This window comes from Grimontia indica, from assembly GCF_000333895.2.
GTDB classification, from domain to species: Bacteria; Pseudomonadota; Gammaproteobacteria; order Enterobacterales; family Vibrionaceae; genus Enterovibrio; species Enterovibrio indicus.
This window is the reverse complement of the sequence record NZ_ANFM02000055.1, coordinates 40,816-62,076: the sequence shown is the minus strand read 5'-3', so window position 1 is coordinate 62,076 and position 21,261 is coordinate 40,816. Positions and strand designations below refer to the sequence as shown.

The 21,261-nt window shown below is 49.2% G+C and carries 17 protein-coding genes; 5 read left to right on the top strand and 12 right to left on the bottom strand.

Features of this window, described 5'->3' with window-relative positions:
* Positions 1-383: 383 nt before the first annotated feature.
* Positions 384-1,352 (bottom strand): porin, encoded by a 969-nt coding sequence (locus tag D515_RS23125; RefSeq protein WP_039850586.1) that lies wholly within the window; start codon positions 1,350-1,352, stop codon positions 384-386.
* Between the two features lie 599 nt (positions 1,353-1,951).
* Positions 1,952-3,334 (bottom strand): cysteine--tRNA ligase, encoded by a 1,383-nt coding sequence (gene cysS, locus D515_RS23120; protein ID WP_002542186.1) that lies wholly within the window; start codon positions 3,332-3,334, stop codon positions 1,952-1,954.
* A gap of 226 nt (positions 3,335-3,560) precedes the next feature.
* Between cysS and D515_RS23115 the strand changes: the two genes are divergently transcribed.
* The 3 genes from D515_RS23115 to D515_RS23105 all read left to right on the top strand — a co-directional run bounded on the left by D515_RS23115 (position 3,561) and on the right by D515_RS23105 (position 5,599).
* Positions 3,561-4,058: a peptidylprolyl isomerase gene (locus tag D515_RS23115; protein ID WP_002542184.1), complete on the top strand. Its 498-nt coding sequence runs from the start codon at positions 3,561-3,563 to the stop codon at positions 4,056-4,058.
* Between the two features lie 42 nt (positions 4,059-4,100).
* Positions 4,101-4,823, top strand: a complete 723-nt coding sequence (gene lpxH, locus D515_RS23110) for a UDP-2,3-diacylglucosamine diphosphatase (protein ID WP_002542183.1) — start codon at positions 4,101-4,103, stop codon at positions 4,821-4,823.
* Positions 4,824-4,990: 167 nt separating this feature from the next.
* Positions 4,991-5,599 carry an EAL and HDOD domain-containing protein gene (locus D515_RS23105; protein WP_002542181.1) on the top strand — a complete coding sequence of 203 codons (609 nt, stop codon included), beginning with the start codon at positions 4,991-4,993 and terminating at the stop codon, positions 5,597-5,599.
* A gap of 231 nt (positions 5,600-5,830) precedes the next feature.
* Here D515_RS23105 and D515_RS23100 read toward each other — a convergent pair whose 3' ends face one another.
* Both D515_RS23100 and aptA read right to left on the bottom strand, forming a co-directional pair.
* On the bottom strand, positions 5,831-7,315 hold the full coding sequence (locus D515_RS23100; RefSeq protein ID WP_002542180.1) for a CoA-acylating methylmalonate-semialdehyde dehydrogenase: 1,485 nt from the start codon (positions 7,313-7,315) through the stop codon (positions 5,831-5,833).
* 20 nt (positions 7,316-7,335) lie between these two features.
* On the bottom strand, positions 7,336-8,673 hold the full coding sequence (gene aptA, locus D515_RS23095; RefSeq protein ID WP_002542179.1) for an omega-aminotransferase AptA: 1,338 nt from the start codon (positions 8,671-8,673) through the stop codon (positions 7,336-7,338).
* A gap of 197 nt (positions 8,674-8,870) precedes the next feature.
* Between aptA and D515_RS23090 the strand changes: the two genes are divergently transcribed.
* Positions 8,871-10,367, top strand: a complete 1,497-nt coding sequence (locus D515_RS23090; RefSeq protein ID WP_002542178.1) for an aldehyde dehydrogenase — start codon at positions 8,871-8,873, stop codon at positions 10,365-10,367.
* Positions 10,368-10,440: 73 nt separating this feature from the next.
* Here the strand turns inward: D515_RS23090 and D515_RS23085 are convergent, their stop codons facing one another.
* Both D515_RS23085 and D515_RS23080 read right to left on the bottom strand, forming a co-directional pair.
* Positions 10,441-11,661: a bifunctional alpha/beta hydrolase/OsmC family protein gene (locus D515_RS23085; protein WP_002542177.1), complete on the bottom strand. Its 1,221-nt coding sequence runs from the start codon at positions 11,659-11,661 to the stop codon at positions 10,441-10,443.
* A gap of 140 nt (positions 11,662-11,801) precedes the next feature.
* Positions 11,802-13,106: an NAD(P)/FAD-dependent oxidoreductase gene (locus D515_RS23080; protein WP_002542176.1), complete on the bottom strand. Its 1,305-nt coding sequence runs from the start codon at positions 13,104-13,106 to the stop codon at positions 11,802-11,804.
* Positions 13,107-13,454: 348 nt separating this feature from the next.
* Between D515_RS23080 and D515_RS23075 the strand changes: the two genes are divergently transcribed.
* Positions 13,455-14,003 carry a cupin domain-containing protein gene (locus D515_RS23075; RefSeq protein WP_002542174.1) on the top strand — a complete coding sequence of 183 codons (549 nt, stop codon included), beginning with the start codon at positions 13,455-13,457 and terminating at the stop codon, positions 14,001-14,003.
* 221 nt (positions 14,004-14,224) lie between these two features.
* Here D515_RS23075 and D515_RS23070 read toward each other — a convergent pair whose 3' ends face one another.
* The 6 genes from D515_RS23070 to D515_RS23045 all read right to left on the bottom strand — a co-directional run bounded on the left by D515_RS23070 (position 14,225) and on the right by D515_RS23045 (position 21,196).
* Positions 14,225-15,565, bottom strand: a complete 1,341-nt coding sequence (locus D515_RS23070) for an NAD(P)/FAD-dependent oxidoreductase (protein WP_002542172.1) — start codon at positions 15,563-15,565, stop codon at positions 14,225-14,227.
* A 10-nt stretch (positions 15,566-15,575) separates the two neighbouring features.
* On the bottom strand, positions 15,576-16,415 hold the full coding sequence (locus tag D515_RS23065) for an ABC transporter permease subunit (RefSeq protein ID WP_002542171.1): 840 nt from the start codon (positions 16,413-16,415) through the stop codon (positions 15,576-15,578).
* A complete protein-coding gene (locus D515_RS23060) occupies positions 16,412-17,269 on the bottom strand; it encodes an ABC transporter permease subunit (protein ID WP_002542170.1) in 858 nt (285 codons plus the stop codon). Before D515_RS23060 ends, D515_RS23065 begins: the two co-directional genes overlap by 4 nt.
* Positions 17,270-17,361: 92 nt before the next feature.
* Positions 17,362-18,486 carry an ABC transporter ATP-binding protein gene (locus D515_RS23055; protein ID WP_002542169.1) on the bottom strand — a complete coding sequence of 375 codons (1,125 nt, stop codon included), beginning with the start codon at positions 18,484-18,486 and terminating at the stop codon, positions 17,362-17,364.
* A 72-nt stretch (positions 18,487-18,558) separates the two neighbouring features.
* Complete coding sequence (locus D515_RS23050) at positions 18,559-19,659, bottom strand: polyamine ABC transporter substrate-binding protein (protein ID WP_002542167.1); 1,101 nt, start codon at positions 19,657-19,659, stop codon at positions 18,559-18,561.
* Between the two features lie 148 nt (positions 19,660-19,807).
* On the bottom strand, positions 19,808-21,196 hold the full coding sequence (locus D515_RS23045) for an aspartate aminotransferase family protein (RefSeq protein ID WP_002542164.1): 1,389 nt from the start codon (positions 21,194-21,196) through the stop codon (positions 19,808-19,810).
* Positions 21,197-21,261 lie beyond the last annotated feature (65 nt).

Sequence of the window (21,261 nt, the reverse complement as noted above, 5' to 3'; positions counted from 1 at the left end):
GTGGGCGCATTGAGGCCCTCCCTTCGGGCGAGTTGACTGACGTCATGCTCTTTGTTGTTCCTTTTTGATTGAGGTGACACCGGCAAAGGAACGCCGCGATCATAACGCCAGTCAATCTCGCTGAATCCTGCATCTTCAGGTCGTTTGGGTATATTCAACTCGGGTTAAGGTAGAAAGGATATTATCGTTACTAAGCCATCCAGAATGTGCTATCTCAACGCAATGAGCCATTTTTTGGTCGTACCAGAAGCTTGCATGATTTCCATTTTGTCCTTTAAGGAAATCATTCGCTTATCTCCCCTCTTGAGCTTCAAGCTTCCGGGCAGGCTTAATAACCAAAAAAGCGGAGCCATTAGGCTCCGCTTTTTAGTTTCATTCACCCATTAGAACGTATATCGGACACCGGCTTGCAGCTGGTCATCATTTTGCTTGCCATCCAAGCGGTTAAATTCATAACCCGCATAGCCGACAAAATTGTCAGTGACGTTGTAAACACCTTCAATTGCGTTGTAGTCGACATCATGAGAAGCATTATCTGAATCGCGATAGTTGAAGACATACCGGAAGACATAGTCATTGATGTTATACGCCAGAGCAATCTCGTAACCGTCTATATCAACGTTATCAACTTCACCAGCGACATAGAGAGCGCCAATGTAGAAATCGTTGAAAGTATAAGATAGAGCTACGTCATATTGGTCGACCTCGACACTGGCTAAACCAGTCCCAGTTCTCTGATCGCCTGAAACATAACCAGCACCGATATCTAATCCAATGGGGCTCTCGTAATAGATAGAGCCACCTGCAGAATCATTGTCCTTTTCGTCAGCAGCCACATAATTCAATGTCACTGTTACGCCTACTGGCGTTTCTACCATATAAACAAAGTTGTTTTCTAACTTGTCTTGGTTACCAACAACGATATCAGCCGCACTGCCACCAAAGGTTTCCATGATATCGGTGACATTGGTCAGAATGACCTGAGAAGAGTCCTGCTTACCGTATGAGAAGGCACCAAAGTTGGTGTCAAAGCCAGCGAACATGTATCGGTTGTCGATGTTGGAATCATCCGTTGTCATTTCTGCTTCATAGAAGCCAAAAACACTAACACTGTCATTAACACTGGTTTCTCCAGCAAAATGTAGCCTTGCACGGCTCATGTCTTTGAATGAGCTGTTGCCATTCGCAGTGCCATTTGCGTTTACTTCATTTGCATCGGAAACATTGAATCGAGGCTCGATACGACCACCAATATCAAGTGCTGACTCATCACTGGAATAAACCGTGTATGCGTATGCATTAAAGCCCACTGCCGCGCCGATTATCGACGCTGTAATCATCGTTTTTTTCATTTCAATCATCCCTGCGGCTTTACAGCCGCTTGAGTTCCATCAAAACAACTGCACGTAATCGCGCCTACAACGATTAAAAAATAATTACGACAAGCGCCTGAACATCACAGCAAGAATCGCTCAAAGCCAGTAAAAATGGGCTCCCACAAATGAGATTATGAAAATAAACTCAATGAATGAGAGCTCTTATGGAAGCGCCGATGGTGAACAGGAGAATTTAGATGTCTTCATGCAAACAATTTGGCGAATAATTTTGATATACCCAAACAACCTGAAGATGCCGGATTCAGCGAGTTTGACTGGCGTTGTGATCGCAGCGTCCCTTTGTAGGTGTAGTCACCTCCATCAAAAAGGGACAACAACGAGCACGACGTCAGTCAACTCGCCCGAAGGGAGGCCTTCAATGCGCCCACTTCTTCGTTAAATTCCACGGAAATAGAACCCTATTCCTCGCGAAATTTGCCTTGAATTGAACGCATTGATAACCTCTGAATGCGAGCATCTTCAGGTCGTTTGGGTATAGAGACAGTGCTCAAGGGAAAGGAAAGAAATAAAAAACGGAGCACTAAGCTCCGTTTCATTAGATATGGGAATTTGGCTTATTTACGACGCCAAGTGGTGCCTGCTGCACCGTCTTCCAGAACGATGCCCATTGCGGTCAAAGCATCACGTGCCGCATCCGCTGCCGCCCAGTCTTTGCTTGCGCGTGCATCGTTACGCGCTTTGATCAGCGCTTCAATTTCCACCACTTCATCATCGCCACCCGCGTTGCCTTGCAGGAAGGCTTCTGGATCTTGCTCCAGCAAGCCAAGCACTTCAGCCAGTTCACGCATACGCGCTGCCAGTTTAGATGCGCCTTCTACATCTTCGGCTTTCAGGCGATTGATTTCACGCGCCATGTCGAACAGCACTGAATACGCTTCTGGCGTATTGAAATCGTCGTCCATTGCAACTTTGAAACGCTCAATGAACTCTTCACCACCTTCCGCAGTGGCTGAAAGATCAAGACCACGCAGTGACGTGTACAGACGCTCCATTGACGCACGCGCTTGTTTCAGGTTTTCTTCGCTGTAGTTCAGCTGGCTGCGGTAGTGACCAGACATCAGGAAGTAGCGAACGGTTTCCGCATCGTAGTGAGCGAGCACGTCACGGATAGTGAAGAAGTTACCCAGTGACTTGGACATCTTCTCGCGGTCAACCATCACCATACCGCTGTGCATCCAGGTATTCACATACTGAGTGTCATGTGCACAGCAAGATTGCGCGATTTCATTTTCGTGGTGCGGGAAGGTCAGATCTGAACCACCGCCGTGGATATCAAAATGATTACCCAGAATGGCAGAGTTCATTGCAGAACATTCGATATGCCAGCCCGGACGACCTGGGCCCCAAGGAGATTCCCATGTCGGTTCACCCGGCTTGGACATTTTCCACAGTACGAAATCCAGTGGGCTTTTCTTCGCTTCTTCCACGTCAACACGTGCACCCGCCTGAAGCTGGTCCAGATCCTGACGTGACAGCTTGCCGTATTCGTCAAACTTTGCCACTTCGAACAGCACGTCGCCGTTAGAAGCAACATAAGCGAAACCACGCTCAATCAAACGCTCCACCAGCGCAATGATTTCAGCAATAAATTGCGTTGCGCGAGGCTCAACGTCTGGACGCTTCATGTTCAGCGCATCAAAGTCAGCATACATTTCACCGATCAGACGCTCAGTCAGTGAATCACAGCTTTCTCCGTTTTCAGCGGCTCGCTTGATGATCTTGTCATCGATGTCTGTGATGTTACGAACGAACTTCAGGTCATAACCCAAGAAGCGCAGGTAACGCGATACCACGTCGAATGAAACGAAGGTGCGGCCATGGCCGATGTGACACAAATCGTAAATGGTAACCCCACACACATACATGCCAACCTTGCCAGGATGGATAGGTTTGAATTCTTCTTTTTTCTTGGTGAGGGAGTTGTAAATCTTCAACATGGTAGTCGGGTTACCCATTACAAATATTAAATGATAAGAGGAATGGCATATTACACCTTTTCCGCCGAGTTTAGGCAAGGGTGAACAGAGGCGCGCGTACAATTAAAGCATGCAGGCGCTGTGCTGAGTCATAAGGCTGATTTTTCTGGTGTGATCAGTTGAATGTCACGACCACTAGGATAGAATCAAACGTTCAAAGCTAAACGCGAATTTATAGGAACAAATCATGGTTACGCTTCATACCAACTTTGGTGACATCAAAATCCAACTGAACAGCGAAAAAGCGCCAGTGACTGCAGAAAACTTCCTGCAATACTGCCGTGACGGTTTTTACAACGGCACTCTGTTCCACCGTGTCATCGACGGTTTCATGATTCAAGGCGGCGGCATGGCTTCTGGCATGCAAGAAAAAGAAACCAATGCACCGATTAAAAACGAAGCTAACAACGGCCTGAGCAACAAAGTAGGTACCATTGCAATGGCACGTACTATGGAACCGCATTCAGCGAGCTCTCAGTTCTTCATCAACGTTAACAACAACACCTTCCTGGACTTCAAATCTGAAACGCCAGACGGTTGGGGTTACTGTGTATTCGGTGAAGTGGTTGAAGGTATGGACGTGGTTAACAAGATCAAAGACGTTGCTACCGGTAACTGGGGTTACGTTCACCAGGACGTGCCTGTAGAAGAAGTGCTGATCGAAAGCGTGACTATCGAAGAATAAGGCGCTGAGGGGCAGCAATGACTTGCTGCCCTTATATTATCTATGACCGTATTATTTATCTCTGATCTCCATCTCAGCCCTACCCATCCTGAAATTACCCAGTGCTTTTTGCGCTTCCTGAAAGAGGACGCCCCAAAGGCAAGTGCACTTTATGTGTTGGGCGACCTGTTTGAGTCCTGGATTGGTGACGACGACGGAACCCCGCTTCAAATTGAAGTGGCAGATGCTTTTAAAGCACTCAGCGATCTGGGTATCCCCATCTATTTCATTCATGGAAACCGCGATTTTTTGGTCGGCAAACGGTTTGCAAAAGCGTCGGGCATGACTCTGCTGCCTGAACACCATGTGATCGATTTATTCGGTAAGCCCACGCTCATCATGCATGGCGACACATTGTGTATTCAGGATGAAGGGTATCAGCGCTACCGTAAAAAAGTGCACAACCCGCTAATCCAGTGGCTGTTCTTTAGATTGCCGCTTTTCGTCAGGCGCCGTATCGGCGAAAAAATCCGGGCTGGCAGCACCAAAAGCAACATGGAAAAATCGGAAGACATCATGGATGTCGACCAATCTGAGGTGTTGCGTGTAATGAAAGACAATGGCGTGACGCAACTCATTCATGGTCACACTCACAGACCGGATATTCATGACATTCGCATTGGAAATGATCCGGCTCAACGAATCGTACTCGGTGATTGGTACACTCAAGGCTCTGTTTTGGTCTGTACCGAAGAAGGCTGCACGCTGCAAACCCGCGCGTTTTAAATGCTCAATGCAAATCACGACGAGCTGACCGAACGGTCAAGATGAGAAAAGCATGAGTTTTCTCATTAATTTTCTTCGCGAAATATCAGCCATTATTAGCACTCTCAAATATGAGACTTTTTATACAATTGATTTCGTAATCCTCTTTAAGGAAACGTTGGCATTCTATGCGTTCAAACATTGCACGGCAGGCGATCTATAACTCAGAGCAAAAAGTCATTGCTTATGAGTTGTTGTTTCGCGAAGGCTACTGTGATTCTTTTCCTTGTATCGAATCTGACATCGCCACTGACAGTGTGCTGAATGATTTATTCTGCGAGACAACCGGCGGCGTCAGGCGTGTTTCTGATGGCCTCCCCTGCTTCGTTAACTTCTGTTACGACAGCCTTATTCAAGGCAAAGCACTTAACTATCCAGCTCAAGAATTGGTTATTGAGGTGCTTGAAGATTGTGTGGCGGACGCTGAGCTTTACAAAGCACTGGAAGACCTGAAGTCCCACGGCTATCAAATCGCGTTTGATGATTTTGTTCCGTCGTCCGACTGGCTCCCTTTCCTTCGATTGGCGGATTGCGTGAAAATCGACTTCCGGGCACAGACCCTGACTCAGATTTCCCAGTTTGTCAGCAAATACCGAAAGCGTTTTGAATTTAAACTGCTGGCTGAAAAGATAGAGACTGACGAGGAATATCACGCAGCGCTTGAAATGGGCTTCGACCTGTTTCAGGGTTATCAGCTAAGTAAACCCGAGCGCATTTTCTTTTCAAACGTCGCTTAACGTTCAATCATACCAATCACAGTAGGTAGCTGCTCAGAAATAGCGCAGGAAAAATGCTCGAGAACAAGGCGGAAAATTTCGATAAGTAGTTATTCTACAATCAAATTTTTCAACGCAGTTATCGAGCATTTTAACAAGCTAGGATGAGCAAATATTTACTACGATTGGTATCAGCACTCCACATGAAAAAAGGAACCGTTCGGTTCCTTTTTTCTTTCAGGCAAATTGCCATTATTTCATTGTTGGCATAATAAAATCGGCGTTCGCCCTGAGCCCGGTTGGCCATCGCGCGGTGATCGCCTTGCGTCTAGTGTAGAAGCGCACACCATCAGGACCGTGCACATGAAGCGAACCAAACAGTGAACGCTTCCAGCCGCCAAAACTGTGGAATGCCATTGGCACAGGGATGGGCACATTCACGCCAACCATACCTACCTGAATTTCATGACAGAACTGACGCGCTGCATCGCCATTTTGGGTAAAGATGGCCGTACCGTTGCCAAATTCATGATCATTAATCAGTTTCACCGCCGTCGCATAATCCGGCACGCGAACCACAGACAGAACCGGACCAAAAATTTCGTCGCGATAGATAGTCATTTCTGGTGTGACATTATCGAACAAGCAACCACCTAGGAAGTAGCCATCTCCACCTTCAGCCTGAACACCGCGGCCATCAACGAGGAGGTTCGCTCCTTCTTCCACACCTTTCGCCACATAGCCTTCCACTTTGCTCAGGTGTTCTTTCGTCACCAAAGGCCCCATTTCCATGCCTTCAATCACACCATTACCGACACGTAGTTCTTTCACTTTTGGCGTCAGTTTTTCAATCAGGGCATCTGCCACATTGCCTACCGCAACCGCCACAGAAATTGCCATACAACGCTCACCGGCAGAACCATAAGCTGCACCCATCAACGCCGCAACCGCCTGATCCAAGTCCGCATCCGGCATCACCACCATGTGGTTTTTCGCGCCGCCCAATGCCTGAACACGCTTACCATGCGCCGATGCCGTGCTGTAGATGTATTCAGCAATCGGAGTCGAACCCACAAAGCTGACCGCCTGCACATCTGGGTGAGTCAGCAATACATCTACGGCTTCTTTGTCCCCATTGACCACATTGAATACGCCATCTGGCAAACCCGCTTCAGTGAGTAACTCTGCGATACGCAGCGTTGAGCTTGGGTCTTTTTCCGAAGGCTTCATCACGAAGGTGTTACCACAGGCAATCGCGATCGGGAACATCCACATTGGCACCATCACCGGGAAGTTAAACGGCGAAATACCTGCCACCACACCCAAAGGCTGGTTGAGTGACCAGGCATCAATGCCCGAGCCAATTTGCTCTGTCATCTCGCCTTTCAATAAATGAGGAATACCGCAGGCAAACTCGACGACTTCCAGACCACGGGTTAACTCTCCTTTGGCATCATCCAGCACCTTTCCGTGCTCTTTGGTAATGAGCGCCGCGAGCTCGTCGATGTTTTCTTCCACCAACGCCTTGAACTTAAACATCACACGGGCACGGCGAAGTGGCGACATTTCGGACCATGCAGGAAAAGCGGCTTTGGCAGAAGCAATTGCAGCTTCGGTTTCGGCAACTGATGCCAAAGAGACTTCGCCACTTTGCTCGCCGGTCGCAGGGTTAAACAGCGCTTGCTTGCGCTCGCTTTCGGCTGTGTATTTGCCATCAATGTAGTGCGTTACAGACATATCCTTATATCCCCTTAAAGTTAAATCGCTTGCTTGATGGCGCGTTCCAGCGTGCTGACCATCTGATCGATGTGTTTCGATTCCATAATAAGTGGCGGCGACATGGCGATGATGTCGCCCGAAGCGCGCACTAACACACCGTCGTAGAAACAGCGTGTAAAGATGTCATAACCGCGTTTACCGACACCCTCACTGCTCGGCGAAAACTGAATGCCGGCAATCAAGCCTGTGTTTCGAACATCAATCACATTCGGCAAATTATCGAGCGAATGCAGTGCCTCTTCCCATTCAGTTTCCAGTTGCCTTGCGCGCTCGAACAGATTCTCGTCACGGTAAATATCGAGCGTTGCCAGCGCTGCTGCTGCCGCAACCGGGTGACCGGAATAGGTATAACCGTGGAAAAGCTCGATCGTGTCCTCCGGCGCTGCATTCATGCAGGCATCGTAAATACGATCACTCACCATTACTGCACCCATTGGGATCGCGCCATTGGTCAAGGCTTTCGCGGTAGTAATAATGTCTGGCGTAACATCCCAGCGCTGCGATGCAAAGGCATCACCCACACGGCCGAAGCCCGTGATCACTTCATCGAAGATCAACAGAATGTCGTGTTTGGCCGTGATTTCACGAAGACGTTTTAGATAACCTTTTGGCGGAAGAATAACCCCACCCGATCCTGACATTGGCTCAACCATCACCGCTGCGATATTTTCAGCGCCGTGCAGGGCAATCAGCTGTTCCAGCACCTCAGCACGTTCGATACCGTGCTCTGGCAAACCTTTCGAGAAGGCATTGCGTTCTATGTCCAAAGTATGTGGAAGATGAGCAACACTTGGCAGCAACTGACTGTTAAACGCTTTGCGGTTATTCACCATACCGCCCACAGAAATACCGCCAAAACCCGTGCCGTGATAGCCCTGCTCGCGACCAATAAACATGGTGCGATTGGCATGACCACGGGCCCGCTGATAGGCCAGTGCAATTTTCAACGCCGTATCGGCAGATTCAGAACCAGAGTTGGTGAAGAACACGCGGTTCAAATCGGCAGGAGCCAATTCTGCTAAACGCTCAGCGAGTTCAAATGGGAGAGGATGCCCCATCTGGAAAGTTGGCGCATAGTCGAGTTCTTTGATCTGTTTACTTACAGCGTCAGTGATTTGATCACGGCTATGACCCGCGTTGCAGCACCACAATCCGGCCGTCGAATCCAGCACTGAATTCCCCTCAACGTCGGTGTAATACATGCCTTCCGCTTTTGCGAGTAATCTTGGCGTGGTTTTGTACTGACGGTTTGCGGTGAAAGGCATCCAGAAGTTATCCAGACGTGCTCCTTCACTCTGCGGTTTGTTCACTGCCATAGTCAGGGTTCCTTGCTTGCTTCCGTTGTTAACAAGATGTTGCCTAGCGGCCAATATTTGCAATACTATGTCAAATATAACGAACAGTAAACGGCCTATGTTCAATATCTAAAGAATAATTTGCACCAATTGTAAAATATTTTGAAATGGTGCACAGTGGCCATACTCATCGCACATAACAGGGAAAAGGGGCTGCTATGACTTCGCACAAGTCTCGTCAAGACTGGGATGCACTCGCACAATCTATAACAATCAAAGGACAGGCATTCATCGATGGTGAATACCGCGATGCGGTTTCTAGAGAGACCTTTGCCTGCATCAGTCCGGTTGATGGTCGTGTGCTGGCTGATGTTGCCAGTTGCGATCTTGCTGACGCCAACCTCGCTGTCAGCAATGCCCGTGCAACGTTTGAGTCTGGTGTATGGGCTCACCTTCCTCCTGCTGAACGTAAGAAAATCGTGATCCGTTTTGCGGAATTAATTGAAGAAAACGGCGACGAACTGGCGCTTCTGGAAACACTGGATATGGGTAAACCTATCCGCTATTCCAAAGCGGTTGATGTGAACGGCGCCGCCCGTGCTATTCGTTGGTCAGGCGAAGCGGTCGACAAGATTTATGACGAACTCGCCCCCACGCCACACAATGAAATCGGTATGGTTACCCGTGAGCCTGTGGGCGTTGTGGCCGCTATCGTGCCCTGGAACTTCCCTATGCTGATGGCCTGTTGGAAGCTTGGCCCTGCCCTCGCCTCTGGTAACTCTGTTGTCCTAAAGCCCTCCGAGAAATCTCCACTTACTGCCATTCGTCTTGGCGAACTTGCCATTGAAGCTGGCATGCCCAGAGGTGTGCTAAATGTACTCCCTGGCTTTGGACACACAGTGGGCAAAGCGCTGGCGCTGCACATGGATGTCGATACGCTGGTGTTCACTGGCTCAACCAAAATCGCCAAACAACTGATGATTTACGCTGGCGAATCAAACATGAAGCGTGTCTGGCTGGAGGCTGGGGGTAAGAGCCCGAATATCGTCTTTGCTGATGCGCCAGATTTAGATGCCGCAGCCTCTGCTGCTGCGTCTGCCATTGCCTTCAACCAAGGTGAAGTCTGTACAGCAGGCTCACGCCTGTTGGTGGAAGCGTCTATCAAAGATGCCTTTATCGAAAAGGTCGTCGAAAACCTGAAAGGCTGGCAACCAGGGCATCCGCTCGATCCGGAAACTCAGGTCGGTGCCGTGGTTGACCAACAACAGTTGGATACCGTGCTTACCTACATCGACAAGGGCGCACAAGGCGGCGCCAAGATGGTATGTGGCGGTAGCCGTGTCATGGCAGAAACAGGCGGTTTGTTTGTCGAGCCCACAGTGTTCGATAATGTGAACAATGAGATGGCGATTGCCCGCGAAGAGATATTCGGCCCTGTATTGTCGGTGATCACCTTCGACACACCCGAGCAAGCAGTCGCGATTGCCAACGATACCGATTATGGCCTTGCTTCTGCGGTATGGACATCTGACATCGGTAAAGCGCACAAAACCGCGAAAGCGCTGCGCACTGGTATGGTGTGGATTAACCATTATGATGGCGGCGACATGACTGCGCCATTTGGTGGCTACAAGCAATCCGGTAATGGCCGCGATAAATCACTCCACGCGTTCGAGAAATACACGGAAGTGAAAGCTACCTGGATTGCGCTTTGATCTGACTAACACCTTAACTTGCGCAAAAAAGACCGGCTCATCGAGCCGGTCTTTTATATTTACCGATACCGTATTACTTATCTTTCAGTTCGGTAGTGATAACAATCTTGCCTTCCAGTGTTTTGTGTACCGGACACTTATCGGCAATTTCCAGTAAACGCTGACGCTCGTCATCTGTTAGGTCACCAAACAGTTCAATTTCGCGGGACATGACCTCGACCTTCGCGTTGTTTTCATCACAGTGCTCGCAATCTTCACCGTGCTGACGACTGTGCGACAGGGTCACTTTTACATCATCCAATGGCAGCTTCTTGCGGTTGGCATACATACGCAGCGTCATAGATGTACACGCACCCAATCCAGCCAGCACATGTTCGTAAGGGTCAGGACCTAGATTGTCGCCGCTGTAATCGACAGGTTCATCGGCAAACCACTGATGATGATCGGTCTGGATGGTACGGGTAAATTGTTTGTTGTGCTCATGCACCAGAACCTCACCACGTTTCACGCCTTCTTCAGCCTCTTTGACTGGCGCCGCCCTGTCTATGTAACGGTGAGACCAGGCCGCGATAAGCTCAGCAACATACTGAGCATCGTTTTTGTTGGTCAGCAAGTGATCGGCAGAATCCAGCGTCACAAAGCTCTTAGGATGCTTAGCGCGGGTGTAGATTTTCTCGGCTTCTTTAATCAGCACGATGTTATCGATTGGGGAATGCATCACCAGCAGCGGTACACGCAGGTTTTCGATATCGTCATTGTTGGCGCGGATATCATCAAGGAACTGTTTCTTGATCGTGAAAGGACGGCCAGCCAAAGAAAGCTCTGCTTCACCTTCAGCCTCAATTTGCTCCACGTGAGCCGCAAACTGTTTAGACACATGTTCAGCATCTGCTGGCGCGCCAATGGTCGCCACCGCTGAGACTTCTGGAATGCGATGTGCCGCCGACAGCACCGCGCGGCCACCCAGACTGTGACCAATCAGCAGCAGTGGCGCTTCATAGTTATCGCGCAGGAAATCTGCCGCTGCGACCAAATCATCAACGTTGGAAGAAAAGTTGGTATTGGCGAAATCACCGTCACTGCCGCCCAACCCCGTAAAGTCAAAGCGAAAGACCGCAAAGCCGATGTTCACTAAAGCGCGTGAAATACGGGAAGCCGCCGCCACATCTTTTCCACAAGTAAAGCAATGTGCAAACAAGGCATAGCCTCTCGCATTTTGCTCTGGTGTCTCCAACATCCCAGCCAACTCAAGTCCATTGCTTAGGAAGGTAACTTTGTTTCTTTTCCCTGCCATTTCCGTCTCCCGGTTATTTGATTCGCGTCATTTAGCTCACGCTAACATTCACAGACATGACCGGAACAGGGCATAAAAGATAACAAAGCGCCTCAGGCTTAAGCTTGAGACGCTTTAAACGGATGATTTAAGTATGAGGTTTATTGCAGTGCTTCTTTCAAACGGTGATAAGTCATGCCGATCGCCAACAAAGGCGAACGCAACAGAGGCCCACCAGGAAAGGTCATATGTTTCACCTTGGCGAACACATCAAAGCGCTCTGCGGTACCTGAGATCGCTTCTGCGATGACTTTGCCTGCCATGTGAGTAGCATTCACACCGTGACCGGAATACGCCTGTGCGAAGAAGATATTCGGGGCATCCGGCAACCGACCAATTTGAGGTAAACGGTTCGCACCAATGCCAATCATGCCGCCCCATTCGAAATCAATGCCAACACCTTTCAGCTGCGGGAAAACCCGCTCAAGATTTGGCAGCAAGGCTCCCGTAATGTCTTTCGGATCTTTTCCGGAATAAGTACACAGCCCACCGAACAGTAATCGGTTGTCGCCGGAGAGGTGGTAGTAATCAAGCGCGATGCTGAGGTCAGCAAACGCCATGTTCTTTGGTATGGTGCTGGCGACTTGTTCGTCTGACAGTGTTTCAGTGGCGATGATGTAACTACCTGCTGGAAGCACCTTCCCACCTATATAAGGTTCCAGTTTGTGGCCGATATACGCGTTACCTGCCAATAGCAGATAGTTGCAAGTTACTTGCCCTTGCGCCGTTTTCACGATGGGCTTTTGGCCCTTGATGATTTCCGTCGCAGCACTGTCTTCGAAAAGCTGGACGCCCAGACCAGCAGCTGCTGCCGCTTCACCTGTCACCAGGTTCAGAGGATGTAAATGGCCACTGCCCATATCCAACATACCGCCGATGTAACGGTCAGACCCAATAACTTCCGCAAGATCTGCTTTTTCGAGCATGCGGATTTCATGTGGATACTGGTTTGCGCTCAGATCATCAAAATCTTCCTGAAGCTCTTTCATGTGAGAAGGTTTCATCGCCAGATCGCAATATCCCATGGCGAGATCGCAATCGATGCTGAACTCATCTACACGATCTTTGACGATCTGCACTGCTTCCAAACCCATCTGACTGATGGCGGCGACACCTTCTTTACCTATTTGATTAGTGAACTGCTCGATGCCATGGCCAATACCACGGATCAATTCGCCACCATTGCGGCCTGACGCCCCCCATCCAATCTTGTTGGCTTCCAGCACAGCCACGGAATAGCCACGTAGAGCCAACTCAATCGCACTGTTTATGCCGCTGAATCCACCACCGACAATACACACATCCACACTGATTGATTCCGTCAAAGCAGGATAACGCTGCGGGTATTTCGCAGTGGCTGCGTAATAAGAAGAGGTATGGGGAAAATTCGATGGTGTATGCGCCATGCCTTACATCCTTTGTAAAATATAATTAACAAAGACTACCGTATTTTCCTTCGGGGGGTGAAGCAAAAATTGTACGGTGTGGTCAGGTTATCACCATCAGCTCAAGATACTTAACAAAGCAAAAGCCGCCTTCTAAAGGCCGAGCTGTAAGTGACCACCGAGAAAAGATGTTGATCAATAAGGTGCATAATACAATGCAAATTTGTGGTTTATATTTTTTACATAATGACGAAGTCATCACAAAACACTTGATTACTCACCTTATGGAAGTAGGATCGCTTGTTCAAAATCTATTACAGTGACTGAAGCTAGCTAACAAAACCCAGTCAAAGCAGGGAGAATCGAACATTGGACATTGGTGCAAACCTTAAAGCCGTTAGAAAAAGTCGCGGACTCTCGCAACGCGAACTCGCTAAACGCGCAGGCGTAACCAACAGTACCATCTCGATGATTGAGAAAAACAGCGTCAGTCCTTCTGTCAGTTCGCTGAAGAAAGTTTTGTCTGGTATTCCCATGTCTTTGGTTGAGTTCTTCTCTGCCGATATTGGACAAACAGAGTCAGCGCCTGTCATCTATCGCCAACAGGATCTACTCGAAATCGGCGATGACTCCGTATCAATGAAGCTTATAGGCAAAGAGTTCCCCAACCGAGCTATCTCTGTGCTTTCCGAAACCTATCCACCAGGTGCGCATTCCGGTGAGGAGATGCTACAGCATGAAGGCGAAGAAGCGGGTTTGGTTGTGGAAGGCAAGCTCGAACTGACCGTCGGTGACGATATTTTCGTTCTGGAAGTCGGCGACAGCTATTACTTTGACAGTAACCGCCCGCATCGTTTTGCCAACCCATTCGATGCCACTTGCCGTCTGTTTAGCGCAACAACGCCAGCGAATTTCTAAGCCATCAACCAAGTTGAAAAAACGCCCGGAAGACGAACCGGGCGTTTTTGTTTTCCCGTTATACCAATCACAGTAGGTAGCTGATCAGAAATAGCGCAGGAAAAATGCTCGAGAACAAGGCGGAAAATTTCGATAAGTAGTTATTCTACGGTCAAATTTTCCAACGCAGTTATCGAGCATTTTAACAAGCTAGGATGAGCAGATATCTACTACGATTGGTATTAAATGCCGAACTTGTCCCTGACTGAGTAATACCATGCTCCCAGCGCTGAAAACGGCACACTCAGCATGTGTCCACCGGGGAACGGCAAGTGCGGTAGGTTGGCAAAAGCATCAAATCGCTCCGCCTGCCCTTTCAGCACTTCCGACATTAATCTGCCTGCCAGATGGGTATAAGTGACACCGTGACCACTACAGCCTTGTGAGTAATAGATATTGTTACCGATACGTCCCACTTGCGGTAAGCGCGATAGGGTCAGCAGGAAATTGCCCGTCCAGCGGTAATCAATTTTCACACCGCTTAGCTGCGGAAAGGTATTCAGCATCTTTGGGCGGATAATAGCGTCTATATCAGCAGGATCCCGCGCACCGTAAACGACACCACCGCCATAGATCAGCCTTCTATCGCCAGACAAACGGAAATAGTCGAGCAAGTAGTTGCAGTCTTCGACACAGTAATCCTGTGGTAACAAACTCTTTGCCTGTTCTTCAGTAAGTGGCTCAGTGGCGATGACCTGTGTGCCGCAAGGCATAGATTTAGCACGAAGCTCTGGCACTAGGTTTCCCAGATACGCATTGCCCGCCACGATAACGAAAGAGGCAGTGACAGAGCCCTGCTCTGTTATCACTTTTGCTGGCTCACCGCGCTCAATGTTTACCACCGGTGAATGTTCGTAGATTTTCCCGCCCAAGCTTTCAACCGCAGCAGCTTCTCCCAGCGCAAGGTTAAGTGGGTGGATATGTCCGCCGGATTTATCCAGTAATCCACCAACATAGCGCTCCGTATCCACCACACAACGGATGTCGCTGTCATTCAGCATTTCGAGTTGGGTATTACCGTATTTCTCCCACAGCGCTTTTTGATGTTCCAGCTCCTGCATTTGCTTGTCATTCAACGCAGCAAACACACCGCCGTTTTTCATATCACAATGGATGTTGTATCTTTCAACGCGCTCACGGATGATTTTCCCGCCTTCAAAGGCCATTTCACCAAACAGGCCAATTTTTTCCTTACCGACGGTTTTCTCAATCACATCAATATCGCGACTGAAGCTATTCACTATCTGGCCACCGTTGCGGCCTGATGCCCCCCAGCCAACTTTGGCGGCTTCCAGCACCACAACCTTGAAACCGGCTTCAAGTAAATGCAGTGCGGATGAAAGCCCCGTATAACCGGCACCAACAATGCAAATATCGGTAGTGATATCTTCATTCAGCACTTCGCGCAGCGCTGAAGTGTTGGCAGAAGCGGCGTAATACGAAGGAGCATGTGCCTGACTGGCTTCCTGTCTGGTGTGTTGATACTGATTTTGTTGGTTCTGAATCGAACTGACTTGTTCCATGATGACAATCCTATTCCTGAAGCTCTTGGTTAAGGCGCTTCATGTCTTCCAGCGATTTTTGCTCTGCGCGACGTGCCACGTACCAGGACAAAAACGCAAACAGCGACACAACCAAAATGATGATGGTGGCAAGTGCATTGATTTTCGGTGAAACCCCAAGCCTGACAGAAGAAAAGACCACCATAGGCAACGTGGTAGAACCTGGCCCAGAGACGAAGCTCGCGATAACCAGATCATCAAGGGAAAGACTGAAGCTCAGCAGCCATCCTGCCACCAGCGCAGGGGCAATCATGGGTACCGTGATAACGAAGAAGACTTTAAACGGTGTCGCACCTAAATCCATACCTGCCTCTTCAATCGAAAAATCCAGTTCCCTTAGTCTTGAAGAGACTACCACTGCGACATAAGCAGCACAGAAAGTAGAGTGCGCGATCCATACCGTGGTCATGCCGCGCTCTGCAGGCCAACCAAACAGTTCCCCCATCTGCACAAACAGAAGCAGCAAGGATAGACCGATAATCACATCCGGCATGACGAGCGGTGCGGTGATCATATTGGAGAGTGTTAACCGTCCCCATGAACGTCTAAACCGCGTCATCACAAAGGCTGCCAGCGTACCGATAATCACCGCCATGGTAGAACTGTAGAAAGCAATGCGAAGGCTGGTCCAAACCGCCTGCAGGATTTGCTCGTCTTTGAACAGCTCGGCATACCATTTGGGCGAAAAACCACCCCAGACGGTGACCAGCTTGGATGCGTTGAAAGAATAAATCACCAGGATCAGCATGGGCAGATAGAGGAAAACCAAACCTACCCAAAGCATGACCGTCGAAAATTGCCAGCGTTTCATCGGTCAGCCTCCATGTCCTTGGACTGATAGTGATGGAACAGCGTGATAGGGATAATGAGTAGAAGCAGCATCACTATCGCCAACGCTGAAGCAACGGGCCAGTCACGGTTATTGAAGAATTCCTGCCACAGCACTTTGCCTATCATCAGAGTTTCTGGGCCGCCCAGAAGTTCTGGGATCACCACTTCACCCACCACAGGGATAAACACCAGCATTGAGCCCGCAATAATGCCGCCTTTCGACAGCGGCAAGGTCACTTTCCAGAAGGTGTTGAAGTTGCGTGAACCCAAATCTGCAGCCGCTTCTAGCAAGCTGCCATCCAGCTTCACTAGATTGGCGTATAGCGGAAGCACCATAAATGGCAGGTAGGTATAAACAATACCAATGTAGACAGCAGTGTTGGTATTGAGGATCTGGATCGGATCGGAAATCACGCCCAGCCACATCAGGGTGTTGTTGATGATCCCTGTGTTGCTAAGTAGCCCCATCCAGGCATACACACGGATCAGAAATGAGGTCCAAGATGGCAGCATGATCAGCAGCAAAAGCACCGTTTGCATTCTTGCTGGCGCGCGGGCAATCGCATACGCCATGGGGTAACCCAAAAGCAAACAGCCTAGCGTTGATACAAAGGCGATTTTTACCGAGCTCAGATAGGCAAGGTAGTAGAGATCATCATCCAAAATCCGCAAGTAGTTCTCGAGATTCAGGGTGATTTCGATGACTTCATCAACATAAGCGACAATGGCCTCGTAAGGAGGGATTGCCAACGCAGCCATCGAAAAACTGATTTTGAAAACGATAAGGAATGGCACAGCAAAAAAGAGCAGCAGCCACAGGTAAGGAATACCCATGGTGATGTGCCGTCCCTTGGGAAACAACATCTTATTTTTATGCGGCGCTTTGCTTGGTGCTGGCGTTTTCGTCTGCGAGTTCGTCAAGGTCGTCATAAGCGTAATACCACACCACCGGTGGCCTCCCAGCTGATGAACACCTCGTCATCCCAAGTGGGGCGATCCTGATGGCGGGAAACATTGGCCATACTGCACATCACCACTTTGTTGCTCGGTAACTTCACGTAGTACATGGAAGTACCACCAAGGTAGGCGATGTCATGTACTGTGCCCTTCGACCAATTATATTCACCGTCCGGTTGCTCTCGGCTAATAAAAGCTTTTTCAGGGCGAACTGCTAACCACACTTTTCTGTCTTCCACGTTGGTTGCCACACCGTGCCCCACGTAGATTTGTTGCGCTGTGTCGCTGGACGAAATGACACAGTGATCAGTTTCATCCACCACGATTTCGCCTTCAAACAGGTTCACCGAACCAATGAATTCGGCAATCATGCAGCTGTTTGGCGACTCGTAAATATCTGTGGGTGTGCCAGTTTGGGCAATCCAGCCTTCATGCATAATGGCTATGCGCCCTGCCATCGTCATGGCTTCTTCCTGATCGTGGGTCACCATCACACAGGTCACGCCAACACGCTCAAGAATATCTACCACTTCCAGCTGCATCTGGTTACGAAGCTTCTTATCCAATGCGCCCATCGGCTCATCAAGCAGTAAGAGTTTCGGGCGTTTCGCCAAAGATCGAGCCAGTGCTACGCGCTGACGCTGACCACCTGATAATTGGTGTGGCTTACGCTTGGCATATTGCTCCATGTGCACCAACTTCAGCATCTCTTTAACCCGATCCTGAATATCGGCTTTCTTGAGCTTGTCCTGCTTGAGACCAAACGCAATATTCTGTTCAACCGTCATATGCGGAAACAAAGCGTAAGACTGAAACATCATGTTGATGGGTCTGTCATAGGGCGCCATGTCGGTAATGTCTTCCCCATCGAGATAGATACGTCCGCTCGACGGGGTTTCAAAACCCGCCAATATACGAAGCAAGGTAGATTTCCCAGAACCGGAACCACCGAGTAAAGAAAAAATCTCACCTTTCTCAATCGTTAAGGAAACATCATCTACCGCGCGGACATCCCCGAACAGCTTGCTGACACGATCGATTCTCAACAGCTCCGGCTTCTTCGCGCCATTGCCATTAGGGTTGCTGGTCACCATCTCATCCTCCCTGTGACTGCCCCGGAACACACGAAAACAGGGAGCTGACATTTCAGCTCCCTGACGAAGCCATTACTGGCCAGTTTTCATGCGCGTCCAGGTTCGGTTGGACGTGCGGCTGATTTTCAGTGGAAGCACTTCAGAGACAAAGAGTTTGTCCATCACTTCTTGAGGAGGGTAAATAGACGGGTTGTTGAGCACTTCCGGATCCACCAGCTTGTTGGAAGCTGGGTTCGGGTTTGCATACGCCACGTAGTCAGTGATTGGTGCGATCACTTCTGGACGCAGAATGTAATTCATAAATGCATGGGCGTTTTTGGCATTTTTGGCGTCAGCTGGAATTGCCATCATATCGAACCAAATCTGCGCGCCTTTGCTTGGAATGGAATAATCAATCACCTGACCGTTACCCGCCTCTTCTGCACGATAAGCCGCCTGGAAGATGTCACCAGAGAAGCCATAAGCGAGACATATATCGCCATTGGCAAGGTCTGTGATGTAGCGGGATGAATGGAAGTAAGTCACGTAAGGACGGACTTTCGCTAGCACTTCCCCAGCTTCTTTGTAATCGCCTTTCTTGGTGGAGTTAGGATCTTTGCCGATGTATTGAAGCACCTGAGGCATTACCTCATCCGCAGAATCCACAACAGCAATGCCGCAATCCTGGAGTTTGGCGGCGTATTTTGGATCCAGCAGCAAATCGAGTTTGTTTTCTGGAATATCATCGCCCAAACGCTCTTTCACTTTATCGACGTTGTAGCCAATGCCATTCGTGCCCCACATGTAGGGAATCGCGTATTGGTTACCCGGGTCAGCCATTTCCAAGCGCTTCATCAGTTTTGGATCCAGGTTGCCACTGTTGGTCAAAAGACTCTTATCCAACGGCTGGAAAGCACCTGCTTTGATTTGTTTAGCGAGGAAGTTATTCGACGGAACAACGAGATCGTAGCCAGAGTTACCGGAAAGCAGCTTTGCTTCCAGCACGTCATTGCTGTCGTAAACATCATAGGTGACCTTGATGCCAGTCTCTTTCTCGAAGTTTTCTATCGTGTCTTCCGCGATATAGTCACTCCAATTGTAAATTCGAAGGATTTCTTCAGCCTGTAGCCCGGTTGAAACCATCAATCCTGCCAACACGACGGCAGAAACTTTGTTGCGGATTACCATCTTCATGTTTTCTCCTTTTGACCCGAGTCCTATCGAGGTCGTTACTACATTCCAATGTCCAAACCTGAACCAATCTTTGACTCTGGTTTTGATGGTTTGCCAGCATCAGGGTCTGTAGACCTTGAGTGCCGACAGAATTTCAATTCTTTCCGGGCTAAAGCGCGCCCTTGTCCTTAAGTGCCTGCAGCGTTAAATCCAATGCCAGCTTTGCCTTGTGGATCAGTTCATCCACCTCTGCGTGGGTGATAACTAGCGGCGGGCTGATGATCATGGTGTCGCCACACGCACGCATTACAAGACCGTTCTCCACGCTAATATCACGACAAACTTCGCCAATGCTGACTTCTTCATCAAAGCGTTTGCGGGTTGCTTTGTCTTGCACCAATTCAATCGCCGCCACCAGCCCAACACCGCGCGCTTCGCCAACCAGTTCGTGCTCGGCCAGCGTTTGCCATTGGGATTGCAGGTAAGGTCCAATATCTTCCTTCACATACTGAACCAGATTTTTCTCTTTCATCACTTTGAGGTTTTCCAGTGCAACCGCTGCTGCTACCGGATGACCGGAGTAGGTGTATCCGTGATTGAAATCACCACCTTTTTCTTCAAAAGCATTGGCAACGCGGTCACTGACAATCACGCCGCCCATTGGGATATATCCGGAGGTCATGCCTTTCGCAATTGGCATAAAGTCCGGTTTGATATCGAATGTCTGGCTACCGAACCATTCACCGGTGCGGCCAAAACCACAAATCACTTCATCAGCAATCATCAGGATGTCGTACTTCGCCAGAATACGATTGATTTCCGGCCAGTAGGTTGAAGGCGGAATGACTACGCCACCAGCACCTTGGACGGGTTCAGCGATAAAGGCCGCGACCTTGTCTTCACCAATCTCCAGAATGGCTTTTTCCAATTCCTGTGCCGCTTTCACACCAAATTCTTCAGGCGTTAAGTCCCCACCCTCGCCAAACCAATAAGGCTGCGGAATATGGTGAATACCTGGAATTGGAAGGCCGCCTTGCTTGTGCATGGCTTTCATGCCACCCAGACTTGCCCCTGCTACCGTGGAGCCGTGGTAACCGTTATGGCGGCCAATGATAGTGAATTTTTCCGGCTGACCTTTCAGCGTCCAGTAATGGCGAACCATACGCAGAACCGTGTCATTGGATTCTGAACCTGAGCCAGCAAAGAACACTTGATTCATGTGATCCGGTGCGAGTTCAGCAATCTCTTTAGCCAACTCAACCACAGGTGGATGGGCACACTGGAAAAAGCTGTTGTAATAAGGCAATTCCAGCATTTGCTTGTGGGCAGCATCAGCCAGACGTTTCTCGCCATAACCAATGTTGGTGCACCATAGTCCAGCCATACCATCAAGAATACGGTTGCCGTCACTGTCCCAGATATACACGCCCTGAGCGCGAACAATCATACGCGCTCCCTTTTCCCTCAGCGTTTTATGATCGCTGAATGGGTGAAGATAATGCGCATTATCCAATGCCTGTAGCGTTTGGGTGTCTGGGTGTTGTACGACGTGTGTCATTCTGACCTCCACATCCTTGAAGTTTGAAACATTGGCAACCGTCTTGGTTGTCTCCCTTGTAAAAC

Bases quoted from the DNA above. Each gene is read 5' to 3' on its own strand.
- D515_RS23125 (WP_039850586.1), bottom strand. From the start codon at position 1,352: ATGAAAAAAACGATGATTACAGCGTCGATAATCGGCGCGGCAGTGGGC.
- cysS (WP_002542186.1), bottom strand. From the start codon at position 3,334: ATGTTGAAGATTTACAACTCCCTCACCAAGAAAAAAGAAGAATTCAAA.
- D515_RS23115 (WP_002542184.1), top strand. From the start codon at position 3,561: ATGGTTACGCTTCATACCAACTTTGGTGACATCAAAATCCAACTGAAC.
- lpxH (WP_002542183.1), top strand. From the start codon at position 4,101: ATGACCGTATTATTTATCTCTGATCTCCATCTCAGCCCTACCCATCCT.
- D515_RS23105 (WP_002542181.1), top strand. From the start codon at position 4,991: ATGCGTTCAAACATTGCACGGCAGGCGATCTATAACTCAGAGCAAAAA.
- D515_RS23100 (WP_002542180.1), bottom strand. From the start codon at position 7,315: ATGTCTGTAACGCACTACATTGATGGCAAATACACAGCCGAAAGCGAG.
- aptA (WP_002542179.1), bottom strand. From the start codon at position 8,673: ATGGCAGTGAACAAACCGCAGAGTGAAGGAGCACGTCTGGATAACTTC.
- D515_RS23090 (WP_002542178.1), top strand. From the start codon at position 8,871: ATGACTTCGCACAAGTCTCGTCAAGACTGGGATGCACTCGCACAATCT.
- D515_RS23085 (WP_002542177.1), bottom strand. From the start codon at position 11,661: ATGGCAGGGAAAAGAAACAAAGTTACCTTCCTAAGCAATGGACTTGAG.
- D515_RS23080 (WP_002542176.1), bottom strand. From the start codon at position 13,106: ATGGCGCATACACCATCGAATTTTCCCCATACCTCTTCTTATTACGCA.
- D515_RS23070 (WP_002542172.1), bottom strand. From the start codon at position 15,565: ATGGAACAAGTCAGTTCGATTCAGAACCAACAAAATCAGTATCAACAC.
- D515_RS23065 (WP_002542171.1), bottom strand. From the start codon at position 16,415: ATGAAACGCTGGCAATTTTCGACGGTCATGCTTTGGGTAGGTTTGGTT.
- D515_RS23060 (WP_002542170.1), bottom strand. From the start codon at position 17,269: ATGGGTATTCCTTACCTGTGGCTGCTGCTCTTTTTTGCTGTGCCATTC.
- D515_RS23055 (WP_002542169.1), bottom strand. From the start codon at position 18,486: ATGGTGACCAGCAACCCTAATGGCAATGGCGCGAAGAAGCCGGAGCTG.
- D515_RS23050 (WP_002542167.1), bottom strand. From the start codon at position 19,659: ATGAAGATGGTAATCCGCAACAAAGTTTCTGCCGTCGTGTTGGCAGGA.
- D515_RS23045 (WP_002542164.1), bottom strand. From the start codon at position 21,196: ATGACACACGTCGTACAACACCCAGACACCCAAACGCTACAGGCATTG.